Here is a 25,860-nt window from a genome sequence, read left to right as displayed (position 1 = left end):
TGCGGCACGCGCACGATGGTGCGGCGGATTGTGTCGGGCCGTCAGACAGACCAGTCGACGGCTTCGAAGCTCGCGCGGAGGCGCGCTCCGCGGTCCGAGTTGGTGGAGGCGATCCAGGAGATCCGGCCCAGCAGGTGGGCGCGGAAGTCTGGCTGTCCGGTCCTGTTCGCCGCGCCGGGACCGCGCTGCCGTGCCTCGTGCAGCACCGCTTTCACCTGGTCGTACTCACTGCGGGCGACGTTGGTGCGCTGGTTGACCACGATCCCGGTGACGCTCTGCCGTTCATGTGCGTGTCGAACGCGGGTCTTGTCGGGGTGCACCCGGAACGCCTCCTCACGCACGATCCGGCCGACGGCGGCGATCAGGCCAGAGGCATTGCCGCGCAGTGCATGTCGGGTTCCGGAGAACGTCAGATCGTCGGCGTAGCGGGTGTAGGTGGCCCCGGCGGACTCGGCGAGTGCAGCGAGCCGGCGGTCGAGCGGGAACAGGACCAGATTGGCCAATTGAGGGGAGGTCGAGGCACCCTGCGGCAGGTGGGGCGCGGCCAGTCGGCGACGAAGACGGAAGTCGCGCGACGGGTCCCGCCCGGCAGGCATGGTCGTGAGAACGGCCACCGGGGTGGCGTGGGTGGTGAGTCCGGTCAACAGGTGGGCCACCGGTTCCGGGTAGCCGGCGGCACGCAGCACCCCCCAGACCCGGGCTGCGGTCACCGAAGCGAAGAAGTGCTCCAGATCCAAGGTCACCACCAACTGGGCGCCCACGTGCTCGCGAGCGCCGGTGATCGCCGACCGCCCCAGGACGAATCCGTGGCAGGCGGGATGCACCGGGATGGGGGCGAGTACCTCGTCGAGGATCTGTCGGTGGCAGGTCCTCATCCGTGGTTTCGGCACCTCGAGCAGCCGCGCACCCGCCGACCGCTTGACCCACTCGTAGCGGTAGTGGGCGATCCCGGCCGATCGGGCCCGGCGCGCGCGGAGACGGGTGTCGGCGTGGGCGTCGAGTTCCGCGATGGTGATGCCCAGCAGGTCGGCCAGTGCGCCCGCATCGTCGATGCGGGGGGTGCGGAACGGCCGATGGACGGTCGAGGTGGGCGCCGGCAGCACGAGTTTCGGAACGGGGAGCGGTCGTGGCGCCACTCGGGCGCGCTCGAATGCGGCGCTGGCCAGGATGAACATGGCCAGCTCGCGGGGGCGGTCCGCGGGGGGCCGTGGATGGGCCTCGAGTAGTTCCGCGGCCAGGTCCCTGAGCCAGGCCCGACGTCGCCCCACCACGCGGAACAGGCTCAGTCGCAGGTGGTCAGCGTCCCAGTCACCGGCCAGTGCGGCGTCCGCCAGCGTGGTCGCGAGCCGCTGAGCATTGTTCGAGGTCATGGGGCCGCCGCGAGGTCCGGCTGCGGTGTCCTCCGGCTGGACGGGAATGGCATGCGGCGGTGCTGGGCGACCGATCCCTGCTGGGCGGGCACCGTCCTGCGCGGAGCGCAGATGGGGTGCCTGCTCGGTGGTGCCAACTGCACTGTGCGCACCCCGGGGGTACCCCGGAGCGGTCGGGCCGTCTCCGGCCGACGTTCTCGTCCGCACCGCCGCATCGACCCACCATGCCACGGCGGGATGACCGCGGAACGATGCCCCGCGAACCGCGTGGGCATGATCTGTGACCGAAGATCCTCGACTCGTGCGAACACCGTCACGGCGGATCAGTCCCGGATCGTCTGCGTCCTTCGCCACCGAATCGGTCCGAGTTGTCCGAGGGCGGTGAGGCCGGCCACGCTTTCGCCACCACGGGCCATCGCCCAGTCGGCCCGCTCGGCGGCGGGTACCTCCGGGTCGACCTCCACCCGGGCGCTGAGCGCGAAGGCCGTGTCGCTGATCTCGGGTTCACGGTCGAGGTACCAGACCGTGCCCCGGGCCGCGGTGCGCACGGCATCCGCGCCCGTGGTGTCGGTGCGGAGGCCTCCGGCCAGGTCGAGCGTCCGTTCCAGCCAGTGCTCCTCGGGGAACTCGATGCCGGCGGCATCGGCGACGGCGAGGAGCGCCGCCCGCACCTCGTGGGGATCCGGCCCACCGCGACCGAGCGCGAGCTCTCTGCTTCCCCGGCGCCGGTCGGTGCGCACGATCAGGGTCACCTGGCCGCGGACGGCGGCCGGATGGATCGAGTGCAGCTCCGCCCATCGGACGTGGCGTCCGCGCTGCCTGATGCCGTGCTCGTCGATCACGATGTCGCCGTGCCACCCGACGTCGATCTCGACGTGCGTCGGGCCCACCCAGCGGATGCGGGGGTCAGGCATCGATGCGATCCTCGTCCTGGTCCATCCCAGCAGTGTGTCGTGAAGTGGACGCCCTGCGGGAGCGCCCAGCGACGGTCACCTTCTCCTCCGGCGCTCACCCCATCGGCCACGGGCCGCGCTGATGGTGATCCGGACGTCAGCTGTGACCGAAGAATCGCCCATTCCGTGGCAGTTCGTGCCGTACAGCAGAGGGGCTCGTGGGGCAGGATCGGGGAGATGAAGCCGCCCCCGTTCACCTGGCACGGGCCCCGGTCCGTCGACGAGGCGATCGCGGTGCTCGGCGAGGTCGGCAGCGAGGGCAAGGTGCTGGCCGGCGGGCAGTCGCTGCTGCCGGTGCTCGCCATGCGACTGGCCGCCCCGGCCCACCTGGTCGACATCAACGCCGTCGAGGGGCTCGACACGATCACCGTCGACGCCTCCGGCGTCACCATCGGCGCGCTGGTCCGGCACACCGGGCTGCTTCGGCATCCTGCGGCAGGCAATGCGCAACCGCTGATTCCGCAAGCCCTCAGCTGCGTCGCCCACGCCACCATTCGGAACCGCGGGACCACCGTCGGTTCGCTGGCCCATGCCGACCCTTCGGGTGAGATGACGAGCGTGCTGGCGCTCCTCGGCGGGAGCATCACGGCTCAGTCGACCCGGGGGGCACGCACCATCGCCGCCGCGGACTTCTTTGTCGGACCGCTCGAGTCGACCCTGGCTCCGGACGAGCTGGTGGTCTCGGCGCACTTCCCCGGCACCGTCAGGGAGCCAGGGACGACGAGCGGCACTGCGTTCGCCGAGATCGCCCGCAGGCACGGCGACTATGCCCTGTGTGGAGTGGCTGCGATCGCCAGGGTGGACGCCGGCGGTGCACTCCTGAGCCTGCGCTGCGGCTACCTGTCGGTGTCGGAGGTGCCGCTGGTGCTGGAGTTGACCGATGCCTGGAACGACTCGGAGCGCGCCGCCGTCGAGCTCGCGCGCGTCGGGGTCGACCCGTCGTCGGACATCCACGCCACTGCCGAGTACCGCCGCTCGCTCGCCGGGGTGCTGACGGCGCGGGTCGCCCGCACCGCCATCGCGAAAGCCCGGAGCGTCCCCGAGCTGCGGGCCGGTTGATGACGGAGAGCAGACCGGCCGGTCGACGTCTGCCGGTGACGGTCACGGTCAACGGTGTGGCGCGCACCGCCGACGCCGAGCCCCGGCGGACGCTGTCCGATTTCGTCCGCCACGACCTGGGTCTGACCGGTACGCACGTCGGCTGTGAGCACGGCGTCTGCGGCGCGTGCACCGTGCTGATCGACGGCGACCCCGTGCGCTCCTGCCTGGTGTTGGCGGTCAGCGCGCAGGGTCACGACGTCACGACCGTCGAGGGTCTCGGCCAGCCGGACACGGTTACGGAGCTGGGCCCGGTGCAGCGGGCGTTCCGGGACTGTCACGCTCTGCAGTGCGGATTCTGCACGCCGGGCTTCCTCACCACGATCACCGCCGGCATCGCCGAGAACCCGACGCCCACCCGCGACGAGGCCGTCGACATGATCGCGGGAAACCTGTGCCGCTGCACCGGATATCAGAACATCGTCGAGGCAGTGCTGACCGCGGCCCGGTACGCCGCGGGGGACGACACGCCCGGTGGCCCGGCCGGACACGGTGCTGCGGGGGTGGAGCACTGATGGCCACCCGCTACTTCGGCGCGCCGGTCAAGCGGACCGAGGACCTGCGGTTGGTCACCGGCCGCGGTCGGTACACCGACGACATCGGGGCCGGTTCGGCGGAGGGGCTGCTGACCCTCGAGGCGGCGTTCCTGCGCTCACCGCACGCGCACGCCCGGATCGTGGATATCGACGTCAGCGACGCGATCGAGATCGACGGCGTCATCGCCATCTACACCTACGAAGACCTGGAAGGTGCTGCGGCAGAGCCTCTTCCGGTGCTCATCCCGCACCCCGCGCTGCACGCGCCGCGGACCAACCACCCCCTCGCCAAGGACGTCGTCCGGCACGTGGGTGAGGCGATCGTGATGGTGGTCGCCACCGATCGGTACATCACCGAGGATGCGGTCGCGGCGATCGGGGTCAGCTACGAATTCCTACCGCCGGTGATCGGGCTGACTGCCGCGCGCGCAGCGCACCACTTGGTGCATCCGGATGTCCCGGACAATGTGTCCGCCCACCTCGTGCAGGAATCGGGTGATGCCCGAGCTGCCATCGCGGCCGCCCCGCACGTGTTGGAGTACACGCTCGAGATCGAGCGTTCGTGCTCGATGCCGTTGGAGGGCAAAGCTGTTCGGGCGCGGTACGACGTCGACGACCAATCGCTGCGGGTGTATTCCTCCACCCAGACCTCGACCAGTGTGCGGGCGGCGATCGCCGCGAAGTTGGGCATGCAGCTGGGCAAGGTCGAGGTGATCGCACCCGACGTGGGTGGCGGTTTCGGGGTCAAGATCATGCATCCGTGGCCCGAGGAGATCATGGTGCCGTTCGCTGCCCGGCAGCTGCAGCGGCCCGTCAAGTGGACGGAGGATCGCCGCGAGCACTTCATCTCCTCCTCGCACGAGCGCGCTCAGCAACACGAGGTCCGGGTCGGATTCGATGACGCCGGAAGGGTTCTGGGACTCGACGTCACCTTCTGGCACGACAACGGCGCGTTCACCCCGTACGGCATCATCTGCCCGATCGTCACGTCCACCCAGTTGCTCGGGCCGTACAAACCTGGCGCCTACCGGGTCGAGTTCTCCTCCGTCTACACCAACACGGTGATCGTCACCCCGTACCGCGGCGCCGGCCGGCCGCAGGGTGTGTTCGTGATGGAACGGACGATGGACCGGATCGCCGAGACGCTGGGGATGGACCGCACCGCAGTGCGTTCGGCGAACTTCATCCAGCCGGACGAGTTCCCCTACGACCACGGGCTGATCTTCCAGGACGGGCGCCCGCTGATCTACGACTCGGGCAACTATCCGGACCAGCTGACGATGCTCAAGGAGATGATCGGTTGGGACTCCTTCGACGCCCTGCAGGCAGCGGCGGCAGTCGACGGCCGGCGGTTGGGCATCGGAATCGGTTGCTACGTAGAAGGAACCGGACCGGGGCCGTACGAGGGCGCGCACATCCAGGTGCAGACGGACGGCACGGTCGATGTGGCGATCGGGCTCACCAGTCAGGGGCAGGGGCATCAGACGGTGTTCGCCCAGATCGTCGCTGACGAGCTGGGGGTGCCGTTCGAGAAGATCAGGGTGGTCACCGGCGACACTCGCCGTTTCGGCCACGCCGTCGGCACGTTCGCCTCGCGGGCTGCCGTGATGTCCGGGTCCGCTGTGGCGCTCGCCGCCCGCAAGACCCGTGCCAAGGCACTGGAGGTTGCGGCAGACACCTTGGAGTGCAGTGCGGACGACCTCCAGATCGAGGACGGGGTCGTGTCGATGAAGGGCAACCCGAGCGTGTCGATCCCGCTCGGGCAGGTCGCGGTGCTGTCGAACCCGCTGCGGTACGCCTTCGACGAGGCCGCGAAGGCCGCGACCCAGTTCGCTCGACCGACCGATCCGTCGGTGCCGCCGGTCCCCGCGGGCCGCGAACCGGGTCTGGAGGGCAAGGACTACTACTCCCCGCCGCGGTCGACCTTCGCCTCCGGTATGCATGCCGCGATCGTCGAGATCGACGACGAGACCAGCGAGATCAGGATCGAGAAGTACTGCGTGGTGCACGACTGCGGCAACCTGATCAACCCGATGATCGTCGAGGGTCAGGTGCACGGTGGCGTTGCCCAGGGCATCGGCGGCGCGCTGTACGAGATCATGGCGTACGACGAGCACGGCCAGCTGCAGAACGCTTCGTTCATGGACTTCCTGATGCCCTACGTGACCGAGATCCCGCAACTCGAACTCGGTCACCAGCAGACGCCGTCCCCGCTGAACCCGTTGGGGATCAAGGGGGCCGGGGAGGCCGGCGTCATCCCGGTCGCCGCGGTGATCGCCTCCGCCGTCGAGAACGCCCTTGGTATGCGGATCTCGGCCATGCCGCTCAATCCCTCACTGCTGCACGGCCTTCGGGCCGCCGCGGCTGCGACAGCGGTCGAATCATGACGGGATCTCGACGCGCTCGTTCCTCGCTCGCTCGATCACCGTGGGTTCGGTGGTCCGGTGGGCGCGGCGACAGTGGCGGATTCATGCGGGAGCGGTGGACTCATGTAGGCAGCGGTGGATTCGTGTCGGGCGGTCGCCGCGCTCGTTCCTCGCTTGTTCGATCACCGGGGCTTCACATACAGGAGAACTCATGAAGGTCAGCGGTTCGTCCGTCCTGCACGCCCCGCCCGCCCAGGTGTGGGCGGCGGTCAACGATCCGGCCGTGCTGGCCGGCGTCATCCCCGGCTGCGACGTGTTCTCCGAGATCGGTGACGGCCACTTCGGGATGACGGTGAGCCTCGGGGTGGCCGCCATCAAGGGCAGCTACTCGGGTGAGGTGAAGCTGTACGACAAGGTCGAGTCGGTGTCTCTGACGATGCGCGCCACCGGCGCCGGAGCTCCCGGCACCATCGACACCACCGTTGCGGTGCGGCTCACCGACGTCGGCGACGGCACCACGAAGCTCGACTACGACGCCGACGCCATCGTCGGTGGAATGGTCGGCGGCGTCGGACAACGTGTCCTGGCGTCGGTCGCGAAGAAGACGGCCGGCCTGTTCTTCGCCGCCATCGACGACGTGCTCACCGGCCGGAAGGAGCCGGGCAAGCCGGCGATCGCTGCCCCGTCCGGAGCTGTTGAGACCGGCACCACCCCGCCCGCGGTGACCGGACGCCCGGTCCCTGCGGCCGCGGCGGTCAACCCGTTGATGGCCGCTGCGTTCGGGGCGATCAGCGTGCTGATCGGCGTCCTGGTGGGCGCCAGGATCGGGTCCCGCCGGCCCTGAACCGCCTCCGACGGATGGCTTCAGGAAGGCCCGCGACCTGCGGTGATCATGGCTACGGCCGTCACGGAATGCGGTCGACGTTCCTCGATCGGCTAGCGTGGGCCGTTGCAACTCACCCTTTCGGGGTGACGCAACCGCAGATCAACGACAGCAGGGCCGGATCGGGACGGCCACCGAAGACCAACAGGCGACCAGGCGCACCGCATCCGCGGGTGGCACCGGATCGCCGGGTGGAGGATGACGTGGCCGACGATCGACCCGACGGGATGCCGGGCCAGCACGGCCCCCCCGACCGCTTCTCAGACAACGAGATCACCCTGCCGAACATCTTCGGCGGCGTTCCCCGGTCAGACGAGGATCCTGACCGCATCGTCGAGAACCTGCGGGCCAACGCCCACGGCACGGTGCCGACCCCACCGACTCCGCCGACCCGGGCGCTTCCGCCGTCCGCTGTTCGCCCCGCCGCATCGGGGCAGGGCTGGGGTGCCGGTCCGGTTCCAGGACCGTACGGAACACCCGGTCCCCACGTCTCCGGACAACCCGGGCGTCCGCAGTACGTCGGCGTTGCGCCCGTTCCGCCGGCACCCGATGCCGACGGCGGCCGGCGGCGGCGCTCCCTGTGGGGAGTGCTGGGTGTCGTCGCGGCCACCGTCGCTGTCGTGATGACGGCGATCTTCATCGCGCCGCAGTGGAGCGGCTCCCCTGCACCTGCTCCCGGGCCGTCGGTCACGACGGCGCCGACTGTGTCGACGCCCAGCATCACCGCAGCCACGACGGCCACCGACGCCCCGCCAACGGGCCGGAGCCCGTCGACCACGAAGCCGTCCCCTGCTGCTTCGACGACCCCCGGTGCGGCGTCCACCAGGGTGGTCACCCGGACCGTGACCGCCAGTGGCGCTGGACCAGCCCCGACGTCGGGTCCGTCCCGGCCGACGGCGGCGCCCGCGACGCCCAAGCCCACCCCGACGAAGCCGGCCGCCACCACACCGACCACGACCGGACCGACAACCACACCGACCAAGACCAGACCGACAACGACGAAGCCCACCCCCACCACGAAGCCGAAGCCCACGACGCCGGCGGTCGACAACTCGTTGGGAGCCCCGCGCCAGGACATCGCCTGCTCGAGCGGGTACCTCGTCCAGCTCGCGTCCGAACTGACTCCCGAGGCGTTCCGTGCCAGGGTTGCGGCGCTCCGCGCACAGGGGATGGTGCCGAGTGATGCGAAGGCCGCCGACTCACGCACCTCGTGTCGGATCTTCGCCAACCAGCGCAACACCTTTGTGCTGTACGCCGGCACCTATGCGGGCAAGTACGACGGGTGCGGCGCGCGGATCGGTGGACCGGCCGACTCGTTCATCAAGGGCGCCAACCCGTCCACCTCGGGGGAGTTCGTCAGCTGCGTGTGTGGCGTCGGTCCGGGTAGCCTCCCGCGGCTGGCCGGCGGGACCGATCAGCGCGGCTGGACGGGCGAGCTGCAGCGCTTCCTGGCCGGCAGGTTGAACATCTCCGTCGGCGAGCTCGGGGCCGATCAGTGGGGTGTGTACAACGCCGGTACCCAGGCTGCGGTGGAACGCTTCCAGCAGGAGAACCGGTTGCCGCAGACGGGTTCCGTCGACGAGCGGACCTGGCGGAGCCTCGAGAAGGCCGGCTGCTAGAGCGAACTGTCCGCCGGATCAGCGACCGAGTGCCTCGGCCTCCGTGCCGATGGTGGTCGAGTCGCCGTGCCCGGTGTGCACCACGGTGTCGTCCGGCAGGGCGAACAGCACCCGGCGGATCGACTCCTTGATCTGGTCCTCGTCCGAGAACGACCGGCCGGTGGCGCCGGGCCCGCCCTGGAAGAGGGTGTCGCCGCTGAACAGGACCCCGAGCTCCGGCGCGTACAGACACACCGCGCCGGGAGCGTGACCAGGGGTGTGCAGGACGGTCAGCGTCGTCCCGCCCACCTCGAGCTGCTGACCGTCCGTGAGCGCACCGTTCGGGGTGACGTCCGGGTGCGTGAGCTCCCAGACCGGGGAATCGGCCGCGTGCAGCAGGATCGGGGCGCCGGTCACCTCCGCCAGAGCGGGGGCGACCCGCACATGGTCGTCGTGGGCGTGGGTGCAGACGATCGCGGTGACCTTCCGATCTCCGACCACGGCGAGGATGTCCTGCACCGAGTGCGGGGCGTCGATCACGATGCACTCCGCGTCGTCGCCCACCACCCAGACGTTGTTGTCGACATCGAAGGTCTGACCATCCAGCGAGAACGTGCCGGAGGTGACGGTGTGGTCGATGCGTGCCATCAGAGCATCACGACACTGCGCAGCACGTCGCCGTGGTGCATCTTGTCGAATGCGGCCTCGACGTCGTTGATGCCGACGGTCTCGGTGACGAACGCCTCCAGCGGCAACCTGCCCTGCAGGTACAGGTCGATCAGCATCGGGAAGTCGCGGGACGGCAGGCAGTCGCCGTACCAGGACGACTTGAGCGAACCGCCGCGGCCGAAGATGTCGAGCAGCGGGATCTCAGGCACCTTCATGTCGGGCGTCGGAACACCCACCAGCACCACGGTTCCGGCCAGATCTCGGGCGTAGAACGCCTGCTTCCAGGTCTCCGGCCGACCGACGGCGTCGATCACCACGTCCGCGCCGTTGCCGTCGGTGAGCGCCTGGATGGCCTCGACCGGATCGGTGTCCTTGCTGTTGACGGTGTGCGTCGCCCCCAGCGATTTCGCGGTCTCGAGCTTCCGCGGGTCGATGTCGACGGCGATGATCTTCGAGGCTCCCGCCAGAGCGGCGCCGGCGATGGCGGCAGCACCGACGCCGCCGCAGCCGATCACGGCGATCGAGTCGCCGCGTCCCACCCCGGCGGTGTTGATGGCGGCACCGAGTCCGGCCATCACGCCGCAGCCGAGCAGGCCGGCGACCTCGGGCTTCGCAGCCGGGTCGACCTTCGTGCACTGGCCGGCGGCGACCAGCGTGTAGTCGCTGAAGGCGCCGATGCCCAGCGCAGGAGACAGTTCGGTGCCGTCCTGCAGGGTCATCTTCTGCTGGGCGTTGTGGGTGTCGAAGCAGTACCAGGGCTTGCCTCTGCGACAGGCCCGGCATTCGCCGCAGACCGCACGCCAGTTGAGGATCACGTAGTCGCCGGGAGCGACCTCGGTGACACCCTCGCCGACCTCCTCGACGATGCCCGCGGCCTCGTGGCCCAGCAGATACGGGTAGTCGTCGCCGATACCACCCTCGCGGTAGTGCAGATCGGTGTGGCAGACCCCGCAGGCCTGCACCTTCACCACGGCCTCCCCGGGCCCGGCATCCGGGACGTTGATCGTCACGACCTCGACGGGCGCGCCCTTGGTCCGGGCGATCACCGCGGTGCTGGTACGGGGCATGGACTGACTCCTTCGTCGGGGGGCTGCTCGCCGACCAGCCTAATGAGCGGGCGTGACGTCCGTGTCGGGGGCGAACGGCTTCCCGCGCACCTGCTCCACCAGTGCGGTGATGGCGCTCATGACCGCGGCCGTCGCTTCGACCGACGCCTGGTGGTCGCTCCGTCCTGCCCACCGCGACAGGTCCACCGGCTCCCCGACGAGGATGTCGACGCGGCGGCGACGAACCACGTTGCGCCAACCGGGCTTCGCACCCCACTGGCCGATCGGGATGACGGGAATTTCGGGCATGGTGAGTGCCAGCCTGGCCGCGCCACTGCGGGCCGGACCCGGTCGCTGGTCGGCTGCGCGGGAGATCCGACCCTCCGGGTAGATCACCACCAGGTGACCGCGGCGCAGCTCGGCGGCCGCGGCCTCCAGGGCCGCCGCCGCGTTCGTCGATCCCCGGTCGACGGGGATCTGCTTCATCGCGCGGCCGAGATGACCGAGCAGCGGCACCTTGAAAAGGTGGCCCACGATCAGGAAGTGCGGGAACCGGCGGTGCCCGATCACCATCCGGGCGATCGCGGTCGTCTCGGTGACGGCGAGGTGGTTGGGCACCAGAAGTGCCGGCCCGGAGCGGGGGATCGACGCCGAGCGGCTGAAGTGCACCCGGTGCGGCAGCACCGAGGCCAACCAGAACACCCCGAACCCGAGCCAGACCTTGAACCGGTGCCAGACGCGGCCCAGCCCCGTGCGTGGCTCCACGGACGCGGTCTCGGACATCGGTCTCCTCGGTTCGGTGGTGCCACCAGTATCGGTGACACCGCACGCGGGGTTCGCCGGTCCCGGTGACCGGCGGAACGAAGGTCAGCGCTCCCGGCGGGACCGTTCACTGAATGCGTCCAGAGCGTCCAGGACTTCGACCGCCGCCCAGGTCCGGTTGCGGCGGGTGCTACCGATCTGGGCCAGCACCCCGTCAGTGACCAACCGGTCGATCGCCAACTGGGCGTTGGGTGCGGTCACGCGGAGATGCTGGACGGCGAACCGAGAGTTGATCACCGGCTGACGTTCCAACAGCGGTACCAACCGGCGCGCTGCTGATCCCTGCCTGGCCGTCACCCGTGACTCCCATCGGCGATGGATGTCGGCCAGGTCGTCGATCAGCACCCGGCTCGAGGCGACGGCGGTCTGGGCGGCGCCGGCGAACACCTCAACGATCGGGGAGATGCGGCCCGCCCGGTAGTGCCGCAGGGCGTCGAAATAGGCCGCAGTGTCGAGCAGGAGCCCGGCCGACATCGGTGCGGTCAGCGTCCTGGTCACGTCGGCCCGACGCAGCATCGCCTGCATGAGTGCGCGGCCGGTGCGGCCGTTGACCTCCAGGAACGGGTGCACCGTCTCGTACTGCGCGTGGGCGATGGCGATCTGGGCCAGCGCCGGCAGGTCCGCACGCTGCACGAAGGCGACCAGATCGGCCATCAGTTCCGCCACCCGGGACTGGTGCGGTGGTACGAAGGGCGCCCGCTGGGGTCCCATCGAGCCGCCGCCGAGCCACACCTGCTGGTCGCGCCACCGACCGCGGCGGTCCGGGCGCGACGTGGCCATCAGCGTGCGTTGCACCTGCACGATCAGGTCCTCGTCGAAGCTGCCGGCTGCGGCCAGCGCGAGCTCGTCGGCCCGGACGTGGCTGACGATCTGGCGGGCGTGCGGCTCCTGGGTCTCGTCGATCTCGGCGAGCATCACCGAGCGGGCCGATGCGGTGACCCGCTCGATCGCCGAACTGGCGGTGCACTCCATCCGCAGCAACAGCGGCCGGATCGAGGCGTCCGCCCGACCGTGTTCGGTGTCGAACCGGATGAGCTCCGCCGTCGCCTCGGTGGCCAGGGCAGCGACGAGCGGGTCCAGCCGCACCTCGGCAGCGCTGATCAGGGGAGGGACGGACGCCCGGTACGGACCCGATGCCGTGACGTGGGCGCTCGCGGAGTCCCGGACGTCACTGGCCGGTTCCCAGTGACGCTCCTCGTAGGACACCGGTCGCCAGGCGTCGTCGGGCGTCGTCATCGACGTGCGGTCCACCTCTCCGGATATGTCGTCATCCGATAATAAGGGCCTTTGTGACTTCGGATGCTTGGCTTTCCGACCGCGGGCCCGCCGTTGCCATCGGTAAGAGCAGAACTGCGGCTCGACGCCGTTGACATCGATTTCTCGCTGCTCCTACCTTCGGCCGGACAGCTCACCGACGAGTATCGAAGGAGGCCACCGATGTCCTATTCCATCTGGATGCTGGAGTACTCGCACTGCAAGGAGCATCCCGTCGGATGCATCTTCTACGGCGTCTGGGACGGCACCACCCGGATGTTCGCGTACTCCTACGCCTACATCGAGGGCAACGGGCACAAGATCCTCGTCGATGTCGGCCACGACAACCGGGGATCGAACCAGGCCTACAACGACGCCAACGCGATCGTCGACTTCCAGGCCCCCGATGTCGTGCTGGCCAAGCTCGGGGTGACCCCGGAGGAGATCGACACGGTCATCCTCACCCACGCCCACTACGACCACGCCGGCGCGGCCCGCTGGTTCCCCAACGCCACCTTCCTGCTGCAACGCGTGGAGCTGGAATCCTCCCGCTGGGCGCTCGACAACGCCCACCTGTACGCGTCCATCATCGGCGCCCTCGATCCCGAGGACGTCACCATGCTGGAGGAGCTGGCCGCCTCCGGGCGGCTCCAGTTGCTCGACGGACCCGTCGAGAACCTGTTCCCCGGACTGCACATCCGGACTGCACTGGACACCCACACCATGGGCGGTCAGTACGTGGTGGTGGAGTCCGGCGGTGACAACTGGGTGGTCACCGGCGACGCGCTCTACTCCTACGAGAACGCCGAGGGCATCAACGGGTCCGGAGTACCGGTGAACATCGGCTTCGGTGGCGGCAGTGGCTGGCGTGGACTGCAGATCATCGACGAGATGACCCGCACCGCAGGCGATACGAACCGCCTCGTCATCGTGCACGAGTACGACACCTTCCGCCGTCATCCGTCCCGCAGGTACGACGACGAGCTGCACGTCGCCGAGCTGGTCCTGGCCCCGGGTGAGCAGTCCAGGATCGACGAGCCCGCCCGCACCACCGCGAAATCCCCCGCCCGCACCGCCTCGGGCACCGTCGCCCACAAGGAGCACTGACATGCGCAGGAACACAACACTTCTCGTCACCGCGGCCCTGGCCGCCCTGGTCTCGTTCACGGCCTGCAGCGTCCCGGACGGCGGTGCCACCGGCAGTACCGCGCCGGCACCTGCGGGATCCGCGGGAGCTGCCCCGGCCGGATCCGCAGGTGGTGAACCGGGGAGCAAGGTCGTCGGCATCGTCACCATCAGTGCCACCGACGCGAACAACGCCCGGGTGATCGCCGGTGCCACCGAGGCCGCGAAGGCCGCCGGCTGGACCGTCGAGGTGGTCGATGCCGCCGGCAACGCGGACCAGGCCAACACAGCCATCAGGAACTTCGTCAACAAGAAGGCCGGGATGATCTTCGACCTGGTGTTCCCGACCACCTCGCTGGGCAGTGGGCTGAACGCGGCCAAGGCGGCGAACATCCCGGTCGCCACCTGGGGCGGCGGTACCGGAACGGGCGTGGTGGTCACCACCGGCAACGGCGCCCCGTTCGCCGAGCCGGCCACCCAGGCCATGATCGATGCGATGGGCGGCAAGGGATCCGTGCTCGCGCTGACGTACCGGACCGGCCAGGTCTGTCGTGACCGGGAAGGGCTCTTCGACACCATGATGAAGGAGAAGGCGGCGGGCGTCACCGTGACCAAGAACGAGGTCAACATCCCCGGGTTCCTCCAGGACGGGGCCCGGTACGCCACGGCCTGGTTGTCCGGGCACCCTGCCGGCGGTGAGCCGCTGGCGGTGTGGGGATGCTGGGAGGATCCGACGCTCGGCGCCATCTCCGCCCTCAAGCAGCAGGGCCGGACGGACGTCCTCACCTACGGCATCAACGGATCTGCCACGGCCATCAAGGCCGTGCAGGACGGGTCGCTGACCGCGACGGTCTACGAGGACGGCAAGGCCGAGGGGGGCACCATGTTCAGCACCGTGCAGAAGGCGATCAGCACCGGTGACATGACCCCGCAGACGATCGACGTGCCCGGCATCCTCGTCACCAAGGACACCGTGAAGGCCTTCGTCGCCGAGCATCCCGAAGCCCTGAGCTGACGGTCGGACCATGACAGCACCACAGTCGGGCCCCATGAGCGTCGACGAGAGCGTCCCACCCCTGGTGTCGATCCGGGCGCTGAGCAAGAGTTTCGGCGGGGTGCACGCCCTGCGGGAGGTGACGCTGGACATCCGTCCGGGTCTGGTGCACGGGCTGATCGGGGCCAACGGCGCCGGCAAGTCCACCCTCGTCAAGTGCCTGGCCGGGATCCAGCCACCCGACTCGGGCGAGATCGTCATCGACGGGGCTCCGGTCACCATCTCCACGCCCGATCAGGCGACCGCACTGGGGCTGGCGTTCATCCACCAGGAGATGAGCCTCATCCCCGGCTGGAACGTGCTGCGCAACATGATGCTCGGGCAGCGGCCGCCGACGGTCGCCGGCCTCATCGACTGGCGCCCCGCCAGGGCCAGGGCGCGTGAGGTGGCCGGCCGGCTGGGGATGCAGTTCTCCCTGGCCACGAACGTCGACGACCTCAGCGTGGCCGACCAGTGGCTGGTGCTCATCGGGCGTGCGCTGTTGCGTGACGCCCGACTGATCGCGATGGACGAACCGACGGCGTCGTTGTCGGCCACCGAGGCCGAGCGGCTGCATCGGATCATCCGCGACCTCGCGGCCGGTGGCACCGCCGTCATCTTCGTGTCCCACCGGCTCGACGAGGTCAGCGACCTGTGCGAGGACATCACGGTGTTCAAGGACGGGGCGGTGACGGCCAGGACCATCGCCACCCGCACCTCGAAGGCAGAGCTGGTCAGGGCCATCGTCGGGCGTGATCTCGAGATCGCCGAGCACGGCCACGAACCGGCACCGCACGGTCGCCCGGTGCTGGAGGTCCGGGACGTCGGTGACGGTCGCCGAGTGCGCGACGTCTCGCTGACCGTGCACGCCGGTGAGGTGGTCGGGCTGGCCGGACTGGTCGGCGCCGGCCGGACCGAGCTGGCGAAGATCATCTACGGCGAGGCCCGACGCAGCACCGGTCACGTGCTGCTGGACGGCGATCCCGTCCACTTCGGCGAGCCGGCGGACGCGGTCGCGGCGGGCATCGGTCTGGTCCCCGAGGAGCGTCGCAGCGAGGGCCTGTTCCTGGAACGGTCGATCGACTTCAACATCAACGTCGCCCGGTTCGGATCATTGCGCACCTCCTCCGGCTGGCCCTGGCTGCGGATGCGCGAAGGGCGGCGGCGGGCGCGTGAGGTCGCTACCCGGGTGACCGTGAAGGCCGGCGACGTCGGTGACCCGGTGGGCTCGCTCTCCGGCGGCAACCAGCAGAAGGTCGCGATCGCCCGCTGGCTGCTGGACCGACCGAAGCTGCTCATCCTGGACGAGCCGTCCCGCGGTGTCGACGTGGGCGCCCGGTCCGAGGTCCACCGGGTGATCCGGGAGCTCGCCACCACCGGCACCGCCGTGCTGGCCATCTCCTCCGACAACGAGGAACTGGTGGGCCTGTGCGACCGGGTCGTGGTGCTGGCAGAGGGCCGCATCACCGGCGAACTGGCCGGACCCGCCATCACCGTCGACAGCATCCTCGCGCTCAGCTTCGCGCAGGATGACGACCATCGATCCGAGGAGCAGTCAGCATGACGAGCCTGATCAAGAGCGAGACCGGTTCCGGCGCATCGGATCCCGCGCCCGAGCCGGGTGCCCGCCGCCGGCACGGCCGGGTGACACCGCTGCTCATCGTGTCGAAGTACGGCACGTTGATCGCGATGGCGATCATGATCGTCGTCTTCAGCATCACCGTCGACAACGGTGCCTTCCTCACCGGCGGCAACCTCATCAGCATCGTCAACCAGTCGGCGCTCACCGCCATCATCGCGTGCGGCCTCACGATGGTGCTGGTGGTCGGCGAGTTCGACCTGAGTGTCGGGTACGCCGCCAGCCTGGCCGGCGTCCTGGTCACCGGGCTGATCGCGAACCAGGGTCTGCCCATCGCGGTGGCCGTGCTGGTCACCCTGGCGACGGGTGCCGGGGTCGGCGCCGTGAACGGCCTGCTGGTGACGAAGGCCAGGGTCAACGCGGTGGTGGCCACCCTGGGTGTCGGCACCATCCTGACCGGCCTGGCCTTCGGCTACACCGCAGGCTCGCCCATCGTCGCGGTCCCCCGGGAGTTCACCTACCTGGCCCTTGGCAAGCTGCTGGGTCTGGCGAACCCGATCTGGTTCATGCTGTTGGTGGTAGCCGTACTGTGGATCATCCTGAACCGCACGGCTTCCGGACAACGCATCCAGGCAGTCGGTGCGAACCGCAGCGCCGCCAGGCTCGCCGGGATCCGCACCGACCGCTCGAAGATCTCGGCCTTCGTCATTGCCGGCGTCTGCGCAGCCTTCACCGGGATCCTGCTCGCGTCGCTGCTCGGCAGCGGCACGGTGAGTGCCGCCGACAGCTACCTGATGGACTCCTTCGCCGCCGTCTTCCTCGGTTCGGCCACCTTGCGGGACGGCGAGTTCCACATCGTCGGCACCCTGATCGGAGTGCTGGTGGTGAACGTCGGTTTCAACGGCCTGGCGCTGCTGGGAACACCGACCTTCTGGCAGTACGTCTTCAAGGGCGGGATCCTGGTCGTGGCGGTCGCCCTGTCGACGATCGCGCGCAGGTACGCAAGACCCTAGCGGTGTCCCGACCCTGAACACGCCCGCACCGATGCCCGGTCAGGTGGGTGGGGGAACTGGGAAGCCGTTGCGCTGCAGCAGGTCGCGCAGGATCGACGGGTAGTTGGTGATGACGCCGTCAACCCCCAGCGCCAGCATGCTGGTCATGTCGGCCTCGGAGTCGACCGTCCACGGGATCACCTTCAGCTCCGCGGCGTGCGCCTCGCTGACGATCTCCGGTGTCAGGTCGCCGAGCTTGGGGGAGACGGCCGTGAGACCGTCGATCCTGGTTGCCGCAGCGACCAGTCCCGCGCCGATCCCGCTGGACAGGGCGACCAGCGGGAGCGACGGATCGATGCCGTGCATCACCTGCAGCGAGGGCCAGTCGAAGCTCTGGATCGTCACCCTCTTCGTCATTCCGGCCTTCGTGATCTGCTCCTGCAGCAGCTGGGCGAACTCCTGCCGGGGGACGGACTCATCGAGCTTGTCGGTGTCGATCTTGATCTCGATGTTGAAGCGGATCGTGCTGTCTCCCAACGACTTCGTCAGATCGAACAGCGCTGACAGCGCAACGATCCGAGCGCCGGCGGTGGGCTGCTGGGACGGGAACGTCGGGTTCTTCGTCGTCCCGCAGTCGAGCGTGGAGAGCTGGGCGAGGGTCAGATTCTTGATCAGCTTGCCGGCATAGGGGTACTCGGGATCTCCGGTGGTCGCCGGTGCCGTGTCCTGGCAGATCTCGTCGTTCACGTCGTTGTCATGGTTGATGACGACGATCCGGTCCTTCGTGATGTGCGTGTCGAGCTCGAGCGTCGTGACGCCGAGCTCCATCGCATGCTGGAACGCGGGCAGGGTGTTCTCGCTGCGTTCTCCCGCGCCACCGCGGTGGGCCTGGAGGTCGATCGTGCGGACCGTGCCCAGGTCGGCTGCGGTGCTGGTGGTGCTCGACGCGCTGCCGGGGCCGGCCGGCGGACCGGCCGTACTGCACCCGGTCAACGCGAGCGCACCGACAGCGCAGCGCAGGAGCAGCGGACGGATCAACGGTGAGCCCATCGCTCCACTCTGCCGCACCCCGTGATCGAGCAGCGAGGTACGAGCGTGACGAGATCCCGGTCGACGACCCTCAGGCGATCTTCTCGACGACGAACTCGCCGGCGGGATGAGCGATCTGCTCCTGGGCGTCGATCAGCCGGATCTCCCGCGACCCGGCCGCTGCAGTGGCCGTCATGACGGCGAAGACGGAGGAGGCGACCCGCCCCAGTGCTCCCTCGATGCCGTCCGGCAGGTGCGCCAGGAACAAGGCTGCCGTCATGTCGCCGAGCCCGTTGAGCGACAGCGGAAGGCGCGGGGTTCGCACCAGGTGAGCTCCCGAGTCGTCGACCGCGAGCATGCCGATCTCGTCGTCCCCCACGCCCGCCGCGTTGGCCGACTCGACCGAGGTCACCAGCACGGTGCCAGGACCGGTGGCTCGCACCTTCTCGACCGCGGCCAACACGTCGTCCAGCGAGGAGACGTCGGCGAAGCCGGCCAGCTCCGGCTGGCGTCCCTCGGGCGGGACGGCTCCGTCACCGGCCAGGAAGGCCAGCTCGAAGATGTTGGGGGTGATGATGTTCGCGGTCGGCACGACCTGGTCGCGCATCATCGCCGGGATGCCCGGCAACACGAAGAACCCTCGCCCGACGTCGCCCAGCACCGGGTCGCAGCAGTAGCTCGCCGCCGGGTTCAGTGCCCGCACCTGCGCGACCGTGTCGAGCACGACCTCGGCGACCCCGGGGCTTCCCTGGTAGCCGGTCAGGACCGCATCGACGGTCCCCAGCACACCGCGGTCGTCGATGCCGGCGATCACCTCCCGGACGTCGGCCGGGTCCAGGATCGGCCCGCGCCACCGGCCGTAGCCCGTGTGGTTGGAGAAGTGGACCGTGTTGACCGGCCAGACGTCGTGCCCGAGCCGCTGCAACGGAAAGGTGGCGGCGCTGTTGCCGACGTGGCCGTAGGCCACCGAGGACTGGATGGACAGGATGCGCATCGGGAGAGCGTACGACTCGGGCTCGGCCGCGACCGTGCGCGGCGGTCACGCGCGGGGCATGACATCCTGGATCCATGCCGCCCGGCGCCGATGGATCAGCCACGATCGAAGTGCACCCTGCGGCAACGATCCCTGCCGCACAGCTGGCCGGGCGGTTGCAGCACACGCTGATCGGTCAGGCGATCACCGAGGCAGAGGTACGCACGCACGCCCAGGAGTGCCTCGAGTTCGGCTTCGACGCCGCTGTCGTGCCACCGACCTGGGTGGCGGCCGCGCGCCAGGAGCTGGCCGGCAGCAGCGTCCGGGTCAGCTCGATCATCGATTTCCCCTACGGCATGATGACGACGGCCGGCCGGGTGGCCGAGACGAAGGCTCTGGTCGACGCCGGCGTCGACGAGCTCGACGCGACCGTCAACATCGCCCTCCTGCTGAGCCACCGGGTGGATCGGTTCGTCGCCGACCTCAGCGCGCTGGTGCAGGCAGCCTCCCCGGTGGGCGTGAAGGTGATGCTCGAGTTGCCGCTCCTCACCGCAACCCAGCGCGACAAGGTGGTGGCCGCAGCGGTGGATGCCGGCGTCGCCTTCGTGAAGAACGCCTCCCGGGGCGCGGTCGGTATCGCCGACCCGGCGACGATCAGCTTCCTGCGGCGCTCCGTGCCCCCGTCGGTGGGCGTGAAGGCCGCCGGCGGGATCAAGACCATCGAACAGGTGCGCGCGCTGTTGATCGCCGGCGCCGACCTGATCGGCACCTCGTCGAGCGTGTCGATCGTCGGCGGATCGGCGCGCGCCCGTGGGTCGTTGTACAGCTACTGAGCTGAACGACGGTAGGGAGATGACGACGGTCGGAAGATGACGACGGTCGAGCGACGAAGGTCTCGAGACCGGTTGCGCCCCAGGGGATCTCGTCTCGCTCGTCCCTCGCTCGATCACCGAAGGTCGAGATCCCCGTTGCGTTCGAGACTCCCGGTGCGCATCACGCCTGGCGGATCTCCCGCTTGAGGATCTTGCCGGTGGCTGTCTTCGGCAGAGCCTCGATGACGTTCACGTGCCGCGGATACTTGTAGGCCGCCAACCGGTCCTGGACGAACTGCGACACCTCTGCAGGATCGACGGTCTCGCCGGGCTTCACCACGATGTACGCAGCGACTTCCTCGCCGAGATCCTCGTGCGGCACGCCGATCACCGCCGCCTCGACGATCGACGGGTGCTCGTAGAGCACCTCCTCGACCTCCCGCGGGTAGATGTTGAGCCCGCCGCGGATGATCAGGTCCTTGATGCGATCGACGATGTAGTAGTAGCCGTCCTCGTCGCGCTTGGCGAGGTCGCCGGAGTGGAACCAGCCGTCGCGGATCGCGTCAGCGGTGGCGTCCGGCTTGTTCCAGTAGCCCTTCATGATGTTCTCGCCGCGGATGACGATCTCACCGACCTCGCCGTTCGCGACTTCGGTGCCCTGGTCGTCGACGACCGCCATCTCGACCCCGCGGATCGGGAAGCCGATCGATCCGGGCTTGCGTTCGGCGTCCGGATGGTTGAACGAGGCCACCGGCGAGGTCTCCGACAGACCGTAACCCTCGAGGATGGCGGCGCCGAAGGTGCTCTCGAACTTCCGCAGCAGCTCAACCGGCAGGGATGCGCCGCCGGAGGCACAGGTCCGCAGCGTCTCCAGGTCCTTCTCGCGGCCGGCCGCCTGACCGAGCAACGCGCCGTACATCGTCGGCACGCCCTGGAAGATGGTCACCTTGTCGCGGGGGATGACGTCCAGGGCCTTGACCGGGTCGAACCGCGGGATCAGGGTCAGTGCCGCACCGGCGGAGAACGCGGTGTTCAGGCCGCAGGTCATGCCGAAGACGTGGAACAGCGGCAGGCAGCCCATCACCACGTCGCCGGGACCCATCGGCATCAACGTCTCGAGGGTGGTGCCCGCATTGCTGCGCAGGTTGTGGTGGGTCAGCTCGGCGCCCTTGGGTCGGCCGGTGGTGCCGGAGGTGTAGAGGATGACGGCGGTGTCGCCGTCCGCGCGATCGACGACGTCGTCGACCGGCGTGGCCTCGCCGATGATCCCGCCCAGCGCCACGGCATCGGCCCCTTCGATGCCGACGAACCGGGCACCCGCTGCCGCTGCGCCGGCAGCAGCCTCGCCGGGCATCGCGAAGATGATCTTGGCACCGGAGTCGCTGAGGTAGTACTCGACCTCGCGCGACTTGAACAGTGGATTCATCGGCACGACGACTGCGCCCAGTCGCAGCGCGCCGAAGTAGATGACCGGAAATGCTGGGATGTTGGGCAGCATCAGGGCCACCCGGTCACCGGCTTCGATGCCCTGCGCGCGCAACCATCCGGCCATCCGGCGGGTTGCCTCCTCGACCGTGCGGTAGTCGAGGTGGACGTCGTCGAGGATCAACGCGGGCTTGTCCGGGTGGAGATCGGCGGTGTCGACGAGGTTCCGGGCGAGGTTGGTCATGGCACTCCTTCGGGCTGACCTGATGGTGACCCCATCATGCCTGGTACGCCGGCGGCAGCTCGGTGGATCCACGATGCCGCCGCGGTTCAGCCGGCGGGGGTGGCCTCGATGATCGTCGGGCCGCTCGCCGGATCGCCGTCGCCGAGAGTTCGTGACGTGCTGCCGTACTCGCCGACCCGGACCAGCACCACCCCGCCCAGGACCAGGACGCCGCCGAACAGTTGTAGCGCGGAAGGCTTCTCCCCCAACAACAACCAGGCGATCAGGACGGCGAACAGCACCTCGGTGAGGCCGAAGAACGAGGCCATCGTCGAGCCGAGGATCTTGGCTGCGGCGATGCCGACCTGGTAGGCGAGCAGGGACGTCACGAGGGACAGGTAGAGGACCGGCACGATCCAGCTCAGCTGCACGCCGACCAGGGTGACGGTGCTGGACCCGAAGTGGATCGGCAGCAGCCCGACGGCGGCGACGGCGAGCAGCACGAGCACCCCCACCACCATGCCCGCGCTGACGACCACCAGCGACGGGAGCCCGTCCTCGGTGCGGGCGCCGAGGACGAAGTAGACGGCGAGCCCGACCGCGGCGCCCAGACCCCACAGGATGCCGGGCACCGAGACGCTGGCCGCGCCGAAGACGTCGAGGATCAGCGTCAGGCCGACCACTGCGATCGCAGCGCCGACGAGCGTGGCGTTGGCGGGCCGCAGACGGGTCCGCAACCATTGCCAGGCGACGACCAGCAGGATGCCCGAGTACTCCATGAGCAGGGCGACGCCGATCGACAGGTACTGGACGGCATTGAAGTAGCAGACCTGGGCGGCGGCGATACCGAAGACTCCGAAGAGCGCAACGATGCCTGCCCGTTCGCGCAGGATCGGCCAGCGACCGCGCATCATCCATCCGCTGACCGGGAGCAGCAGGATCGCCGGGATCCCGATGCGCAGCAACACGATCGCGTCGGGCGTCCACCCTGCGTCCAGCAGCGGACGAGCCGCGATGCCGGAGCTGCCGAAGGTGGCGGACGCGATCAGTCCGGCGATCACACCGGTCAGTGGCATCGAGCGGGTCCGGGTCGTGGTGGGAGCGGCGGCAGTGCTGGCGGTCATGGCGGACCTCGGATGCAGGGGTGGATGCGGGATGATCGGGACGCCGGCCGGATGGCGGCAGACAATCCTGTCATGACTGAAAAAGCTTATGCTCGTGACATGAGCACTCTAGCGAGCGGAAACGTCAGGAGTCAACATGCTGTTCACCCATGACACCGACCTGATGCTGCAGTGTGCCGCCGCTCTGGTGAACACCGCGCCGAGCGACGCGAGCGGGGAGCCGGAGCGAATGCTGTCCCGGGACGACCTGTTCCGCTACTTCCGCTCCTGGCAGTACACCGGCGCCCTGCTCGGCACCGAGGCAGAACTGCAGGAAGTGCGCGCGATGCGGAGCCGTCTGCGGCGGGCCTGGCAGCTGGACACCGAGGCGCTGGTCGACGAGGTGAACCTGCTGTTGCAGGAAGGTCAGGCGCTGCCGCAGCTGGTGAACCACAGTGACCTGGGCTGGCACGTCCATGCGACCAGGGCGGACCAGCCGTTCGCTGTGCGAGTAGGCGTTGAATTCGCGGTGGCGGCGATCGACGTGATCCGGGCCGACGGCATCAACCGGCTCCGGGTGTGCGAGGCCGACGGGTGCGACGACGTACTGGTCGATCTGTCGAAGAACCGTTCCAAGCGGTTCTGCGACACCACCTGCGGTAATCGGGAGAACGTCGCTGCCTACCGTGCCCGGCAACGAGCCGCGGACTGATCGCCCTGGTGGGACTCAGCTGCCGGAGCGATCGTTCTCAGAGCTGATCGTGTCGGCCAGCCGCTGCAGGGTCCGCTCCATCGAGCCGACGGCGCGGCGCGGATACCCCAGCGCGCGGATCACCGGCGCGGCCAGCGCTGCGCCCCAGTCGTAGCTGTGCAGGACCAGGGTCGAGGTGCTGTCCTGGCCGGGGGCCGACTCCTGCGGGATCAGTTGGAAGCGCCAGCGGTGTCCGCCGACGAACCGCCGGCCGCGATACTCCCCGACGGTCTCCCAGGCCAGCGCCCGGCCTTCGTCGAACTCGATGACCCGGTTGAGCGAGCGGTAGTTCGCCCTGCCCTGCTGCATCGCCATCGAGAACTTCGCGCCGGCGGAGAGCCGAACAGGCCCGCGCGCCTCCCCCCGCAGAGTTCCGGAGCCGTCGAGGTCGCTGTGCCGGGACGGATCGGCGAGCACCTCGAAGATCGTGTTCGGGGTGGCGTCGATCGCGCGCTGGACCGTGACGGTTCGGTCAGCGCGCCCCGGAGCGCCCACTCAGCTGGTCGGTTCGAGAAGGAAGACGGGGATCAGGCGGTCGGTCTTCGTCTGGTACTCGGCGTACGGCGGGTAGGCGGCGACACAGCGATCCCACCACTGCGCCCGCTCGTCGCCGGTGATCTCACGTGACCGCAAGGTGTGCGACTGGGTACCGTCCAACACGGTGACGTGCGGGTCGGCCTTGATGTTGTTCACCCAGACCGGGTCCTTGGCGTCGCCGCCCTTGCTGCCGACGGCCGCGTAGTTGCCGTCGTGTTCGACGCGCATCAACGGGACTCGACGTGGCTGGCTGCTCTTGGCGCCGGTCATCGTCACCACGACGATCGGTAGGCCCATCACGTCGACGACGGAGGTGTCGCCACCGGCCGCGTCGATCTTCTCGAGCTGCTGCTGGACCCAGGGAGTGGCATTCGCGGGAGCGGTCATGTCCCCATTGTGCGCCCTTCGCGCCGGTCGCGTCCGTGCGAGATCATCGCTCTCTTTTCGATAGTCTGCTGCCATGTCCACCGAGCAGCCTGGATCGAGCGGGACCGGATCGAGCGGCAGCGGATCGAGTGGGACCGGGTCCAAGAAGCCGACAGCGCGGGCGATCGCTCGCGAGTCGCTCACGGCGGAGATCCTGGTGTTGGCTCGTCGTCATCTGGTGGAGCACGGAGCGGACGGGCTGTCGCTGCGCGCGATCTCGCGTGATCTGGGGATGGTGTCCTCCGCGATCTACCGCTACTTCCCGAGCCGGGACGACCTTCTGACCGCGCTGATCGTGCAGTCGTACGGAAATCTCGGCGACGCGGTGGCGTCAGCTGGGGATCAGCCGGATGCGTCCTTGCGACAGAGATTCATCGACATCTGCGGGGCGGTGCGCGTGTGGGCAAAGGGCCATCCGCAGGAGTGGGCCCTGATCTACGGCTCCCCGGTGCCCGGGTACCAGGCGCCGCAGACCACCATCGAGCCGGCAACGCGGGTGATCCTGCTGGTGTTCGACGTAGTGGTGGCGGCGTGGGGTGCCGGCCGGCTGGAGGTCGGAGACACCGAACTCGACCCGGTACTGGTGATGCAGGCGGCTCAGGTGCTGGACGGCCTGGGCCGCACGGCGGAGGTGCCGCCGATCGTCGTGGTGCGGGCCGCCGAGTGCTGGACGTACCTGCTCGGCGTGGTCAGCTCGGAGCTCTTCGGCCAGTTGGCGAACACGTTCGATCCGGCCGACCGGTTCGCCCTGTGGTGCTGGGCGAACCTGGCCGACCGGATCGGACTGCGCTGAGGTGGCTGCAGATCAGCTGATCGACTTCTTGCCGGAGAACCGGACGAAGAGGAAGACGACGATGATCGCACCGATGATGGAACCGATGATGCCGGAGGCCTGGAACCAGCCGTCCTTGGAATCCGCCCCGAAGAACAGGCGGCCGAGGAAACCACCGACGAAGCTTCCGATGATCCCGAGCAGGATGGTCAAGGGGATGGACATGCCACCGGTGCCCTTGACCACGAGACGGCCGATCGCGCCGGCGATCAGGCCGATGACGATGAGCATGATGATGAAGCCGATCATTGACTACTCCTCCTGTTGACGTGCGACTTTGGTCGCGCCGTCCAGGTGGTACCCCCCCTCCTCCTTCACGAAACGGTCACGGCGCTGGTTTCCGGGTGGCGGCCGACAGCAGTTCGGAGCAGTCTGGACGCGTCAGGAGCGGACCAGGTGATCGACTGTCGGGGTGCGGTCACCGG

The 25,860-nt window shown here is 69.1% G+C and carries 25 protein-coding genes; 12 read left to right on the top strand and 13 right to left on the bottom strand.

The features are described 5' to 3' along the window. Positions 1-41: 41 nt before the first annotated feature. Complete coding sequence (locus ABLG96_RS20185; RefSeq protein ID WP_353649098.1) at positions 42-1,370, bottom strand: reverse transcriptase family protein; 1,329 nt, start codon at positions 1,368-1,370, stop codon at positions 42-44. Between the two features lie 323 nt (positions 1,371-1,693). Further along, complete coding sequence (locus ABLG96_RS20180) at positions 1,694-2,284, bottom strand: hypothetical protein (RefSeq protein WP_353649097.1); 591 nt, start codon at positions 2,282-2,284, stop codon at positions 1,694-1,696. 216 nt (positions 2,285-2,500) lie between these two features. Between ABLG96_RS20180 and ABLG96_RS20175 the strand changes: the two genes are divergently transcribed. The 5 genes from ABLG96_RS20175 to ABLG96_RS20155 all read left to right on the top strand — a co-directional run bounded on the left by ABLG96_RS20175 (position 2,501) and on the right by ABLG96_RS20155 (position 8,825). Next, positions 2,501-3,382, top strand: a complete 882-nt coding sequence (locus ABLG96_RS20175) for an FAD binding domain-containing protein (RefSeq protein ID WP_353649096.1) — start codon at positions 2,501-2,503, stop codon at positions 3,380-3,382. After that, positions 3,382-3,936, top strand: a complete 555-nt coding sequence (locus ABLG96_RS20170; RefSeq protein WP_353649095.1) for a (2Fe-2S)-binding protein — start codon at positions 3,382-3,384, stop codon at positions 3,934-3,936. Before ABLG96_RS20175 ends, ABLG96_RS20170 begins: the two co-directional genes overlap by 1 nt. Then, positions 3,936-6,344 carry an aerobic carbon-monoxide dehydrogenase large subunit gene (gene cutA, locus ABLG96_RS20165; protein ID WP_353649094.1) on the top strand — a complete coding sequence of 803 codons (2,409 nt, stop codon included), beginning with the start codon at positions 3,936-3,938 and terminating at the stop codon, positions 6,342-6,344. The genes ABLG96_RS20170 and cutA overlap by 1 nt, the downstream gene beginning before the upstream one ends. Positions 6,345-6,534: 190 nt before the next feature. Next, entirely contained in the window at positions 6,535-7,167 is a 633-nt protein-coding gene (locus ABLG96_RS20160) for a carbon monoxide dehydrogenase subunit G (protein ID WP_353649093.1), read from the top strand. 125 nt (positions 7,168-7,292) lie between these two features. Beyond that, positions 7,293-8,825: a peptidoglycan-binding domain-containing protein gene (locus ABLG96_RS20155; protein WP_353649092.1), complete on the top strand. Its 1,533-nt coding sequence runs from the start codon at positions 7,293-7,295 to the stop codon at positions 8,823-8,825. A gap of 18 nt (positions 8,826-8,843) precedes the next feature. Here the strand turns inward: ABLG96_RS20155 and ABLG96_RS20150 are convergent, their stop codons facing one another. From ABLG96_RS20150 to ABLG96_RS20135, 4 genes are all read right to left on the bottom strand, one after another. Beyond that, on the bottom strand, positions 8,844-9,455 hold the full coding sequence (locus ABLG96_RS20150; RefSeq protein ID WP_353651603.1) for an MBL fold metallo-hydrolase: 612 nt from the start codon (positions 9,453-9,455) through the stop codon (positions 8,844-8,846). After that, positions 9,452-10,540, bottom strand: coding sequence for an S-(hydroxymethyl)mycothiol dehydrogenase (locus ABLG96_RS20145; RefSeq protein WP_353649091.1), 1,089 nt, complete (start codon positions 10,538-10,540; stop codon positions 9,452-9,454). The genes ABLG96_RS20150 and ABLG96_RS20145 overlap by 4 nt, the downstream gene beginning before the upstream one ends. Before the next feature lie 39 nt (positions 10,541-10,579). After that, the gene (locus tag ABLG96_RS20140; protein WP_353649090.1) at positions 10,580-11,302 is read right to left on the bottom strand and encodes a lysophospholipid acyltransferase family protein; all 723 of its coding nucleotides are present in this window, start codon (positions 11,300-11,302) and stop codon (positions 10,580-10,582) included. 84 nt (positions 11,303-11,386) lie between these two features. Beyond that, positions 11,387-12,577, bottom strand: coding sequence for a Fic family protein (locus ABLG96_RS20135; protein WP_353649089.1), 1,191 nt, complete (start codon positions 12,575-12,577; stop codon positions 11,387-11,389). A 201-nt stretch (positions 12,578-12,778) separates the two neighbouring features. Between ABLG96_RS20135 and ABLG96_RS20130 the strand changes: the two genes are divergently transcribed. From ABLG96_RS20130 to ABLG96_RS20115, 4 genes are read left to right on the top strand one after another with little or no spacing between them, the layout of a single operon-like run. Beyond that, on the top strand, positions 12,779-13,702 hold the full coding sequence (locus tag ABLG96_RS20130) for an MBL fold metallo-hydrolase (RefSeq protein WP_353649088.1): 924 nt from the start codon (positions 12,779-12,781) through the stop codon (positions 13,700-13,702). A 1-nt stretch (position 13,703) separates the two neighbouring features. Then, positions 13,704-14,735, top strand: a complete 1,032-nt coding sequence (locus ABLG96_RS20125) for a sugar ABC transporter substrate-binding protein (protein ID WP_353649087.1) — start codon at positions 13,704-13,706, stop codon at positions 14,733-14,735. 10 nt (positions 14,736-14,745) lie between these two features. Continuing rightward, positions 14,746-16,317 carry a sugar ABC transporter ATP-binding protein gene (locus ABLG96_RS20120; RefSeq protein ID WP_353649086.1) on the top strand — a complete coding sequence of 524 codons (1,572 nt, stop codon included), beginning with the start codon at positions 14,746-14,748 and terminating at the stop codon, positions 16,315-16,317. Continuing rightward, positions 16,314-17,345, top strand: a complete 1,032-nt coding sequence (locus ABLG96_RS20115; protein WP_353649085.1) for an ABC transporter permease — start codon at positions 16,314-16,316, stop codon at positions 17,343-17,345. The genes ABLG96_RS20120 and ABLG96_RS20115 overlap by 4 nt, the downstream gene beginning before the upstream one ends. 39 nt (positions 17,346-17,384) lie before the next feature. Here the strand turns inward: ABLG96_RS20115 and ABLG96_RS20110 are convergent, their stop codons facing one another. Both ABLG96_RS20110 and pdxY read right to left on the bottom strand, forming a co-directional pair. After that, a complete protein-coding gene (locus ABLG96_RS20110) occupies positions 17,385-18,374 on the bottom strand; it encodes a glycerophosphodiester phosphodiesterase family protein (protein WP_353649084.1) in 990 nt (329 codons plus the stop codon). A gap of 70 nt (positions 18,375-18,444) precedes the next feature. Beyond that, entirely contained in the window at positions 18,445-19,347 is a 903-nt protein-coding gene (gene pdxY / locus ABLG96_RS20105; protein ID WP_353649083.1) for a pyridoxal kinase PdxY, read from the bottom strand. 74 nt (positions 19,348-19,421) lie between these two features. Here pdxY and deoC point away from each other — a divergent pair, with 74 nt between their 5' ends. Then, entirely contained in the window at positions 19,422-20,159 is a 738-nt protein-coding gene (gene deoC, locus ABLG96_RS20100; protein ID WP_353649082.1) for a deoxyribose-phosphate aldolase, read from the top strand. A gap of 160 nt (positions 20,160-20,319) precedes the next feature. Here the strand turns inward: deoC and ABLG96_RS20095 are convergent, their stop codons facing one another. Beyond that, positions 20,320-21,807, bottom strand: coding sequence for a long-chain fatty acid--CoA ligase (locus tag ABLG96_RS20095; protein ID WP_353649081.1), 1,488 nt, complete (start codon positions 21,805-21,807; stop codon positions 20,320-20,322). Positions 21,808-21,893: 86 nt separating this feature from the next. Further along, entirely contained in the window at positions 21,894-22,910 is a 1,017-nt protein-coding gene (locus tag ABLG96_RS20090) for an EamA family transporter (protein ID WP_353649080.1), read from the bottom strand. 136 nt (positions 22,911-23,046) lie between these two features. On the opposite strand from ABLG96_RS20090, the gene ABLG96_RS20085 reads away from it, so the two are divergent. Continuing rightward, positions 23,047-23,601 carry a CGNR zinc finger domain-containing protein gene (locus ABLG96_RS20085; RefSeq protein ID WP_353649079.1) on the top strand — a complete coding sequence of 185 codons (555 nt, stop codon included), beginning with the start codon at positions 23,047-23,049 and terminating at the stop codon, positions 23,599-23,601. Positions 23,602-23,616: 15 nt separating this feature from the next. On the opposite strand, the gene ABLG96_RS20080 is transcribed toward ABLG96_RS20085, so the two are convergent. Continuing rightward, complete coding sequence (locus ABLG96_RS20080) at positions 23,617-24,135, bottom strand: SRPBCC family protein (protein ID WP_353649078.1); 519 nt, start codon at positions 24,133-24,135, stop codon at positions 23,617-23,619. Further along, positions 24,136-24,564 (bottom strand): nitroreductase family deazaflavin-dependent oxidoreductase, encoded by a 429-nt coding sequence (locus ABLG96_RS20075; RefSeq protein WP_353649077.1) that lies wholly within the window; start codon positions 24,562-24,564, stop codon positions 24,136-24,138. It abuts the gene before it with no gap. A 73-nt stretch (positions 24,565-24,637) separates the two neighbouring features. Here ABLG96_RS20075 and ABLG96_RS20070 point away from each other — a divergent pair, with 73 nt between their 5' ends. Continuing rightward, a complete protein-coding gene (locus ABLG96_RS20070; RefSeq protein ID WP_353649076.1) occupies positions 24,638-25,396 on the top strand; it encodes a TetR/AcrR family transcriptional regulator in 759 nt (252 codons plus the stop codon). Between the two features lie 12 nt (positions 25,397-25,408). On the opposite strand, the gene ABLG96_RS20065 is transcribed toward ABLG96_RS20070, so the two are convergent. Beyond that, entirely contained in the window at positions 25,409-25,684 is a 276-nt protein-coding gene (locus tag ABLG96_RS20065) for a GlsB/YeaQ/YmgE family stress response membrane protein (RefSeq protein WP_353649075.1), read from the bottom strand. Positions 25,685-25,860 lie beyond the last annotated feature (176 nt).

Origin of the sequence: Nakamurella sp. A5-74 (genome assembly GCF_040438885.1) — a bacterium.
Taxonomy (GTDB): domain Bacteria; phylum Actinomycetota; class Actinomycetes; order Mycobacteriales; family Nakamurellaceae; genus Nakamurella.
This window is presented reverse-complemented; position numbering and strand designations above follow the sequence as displayed.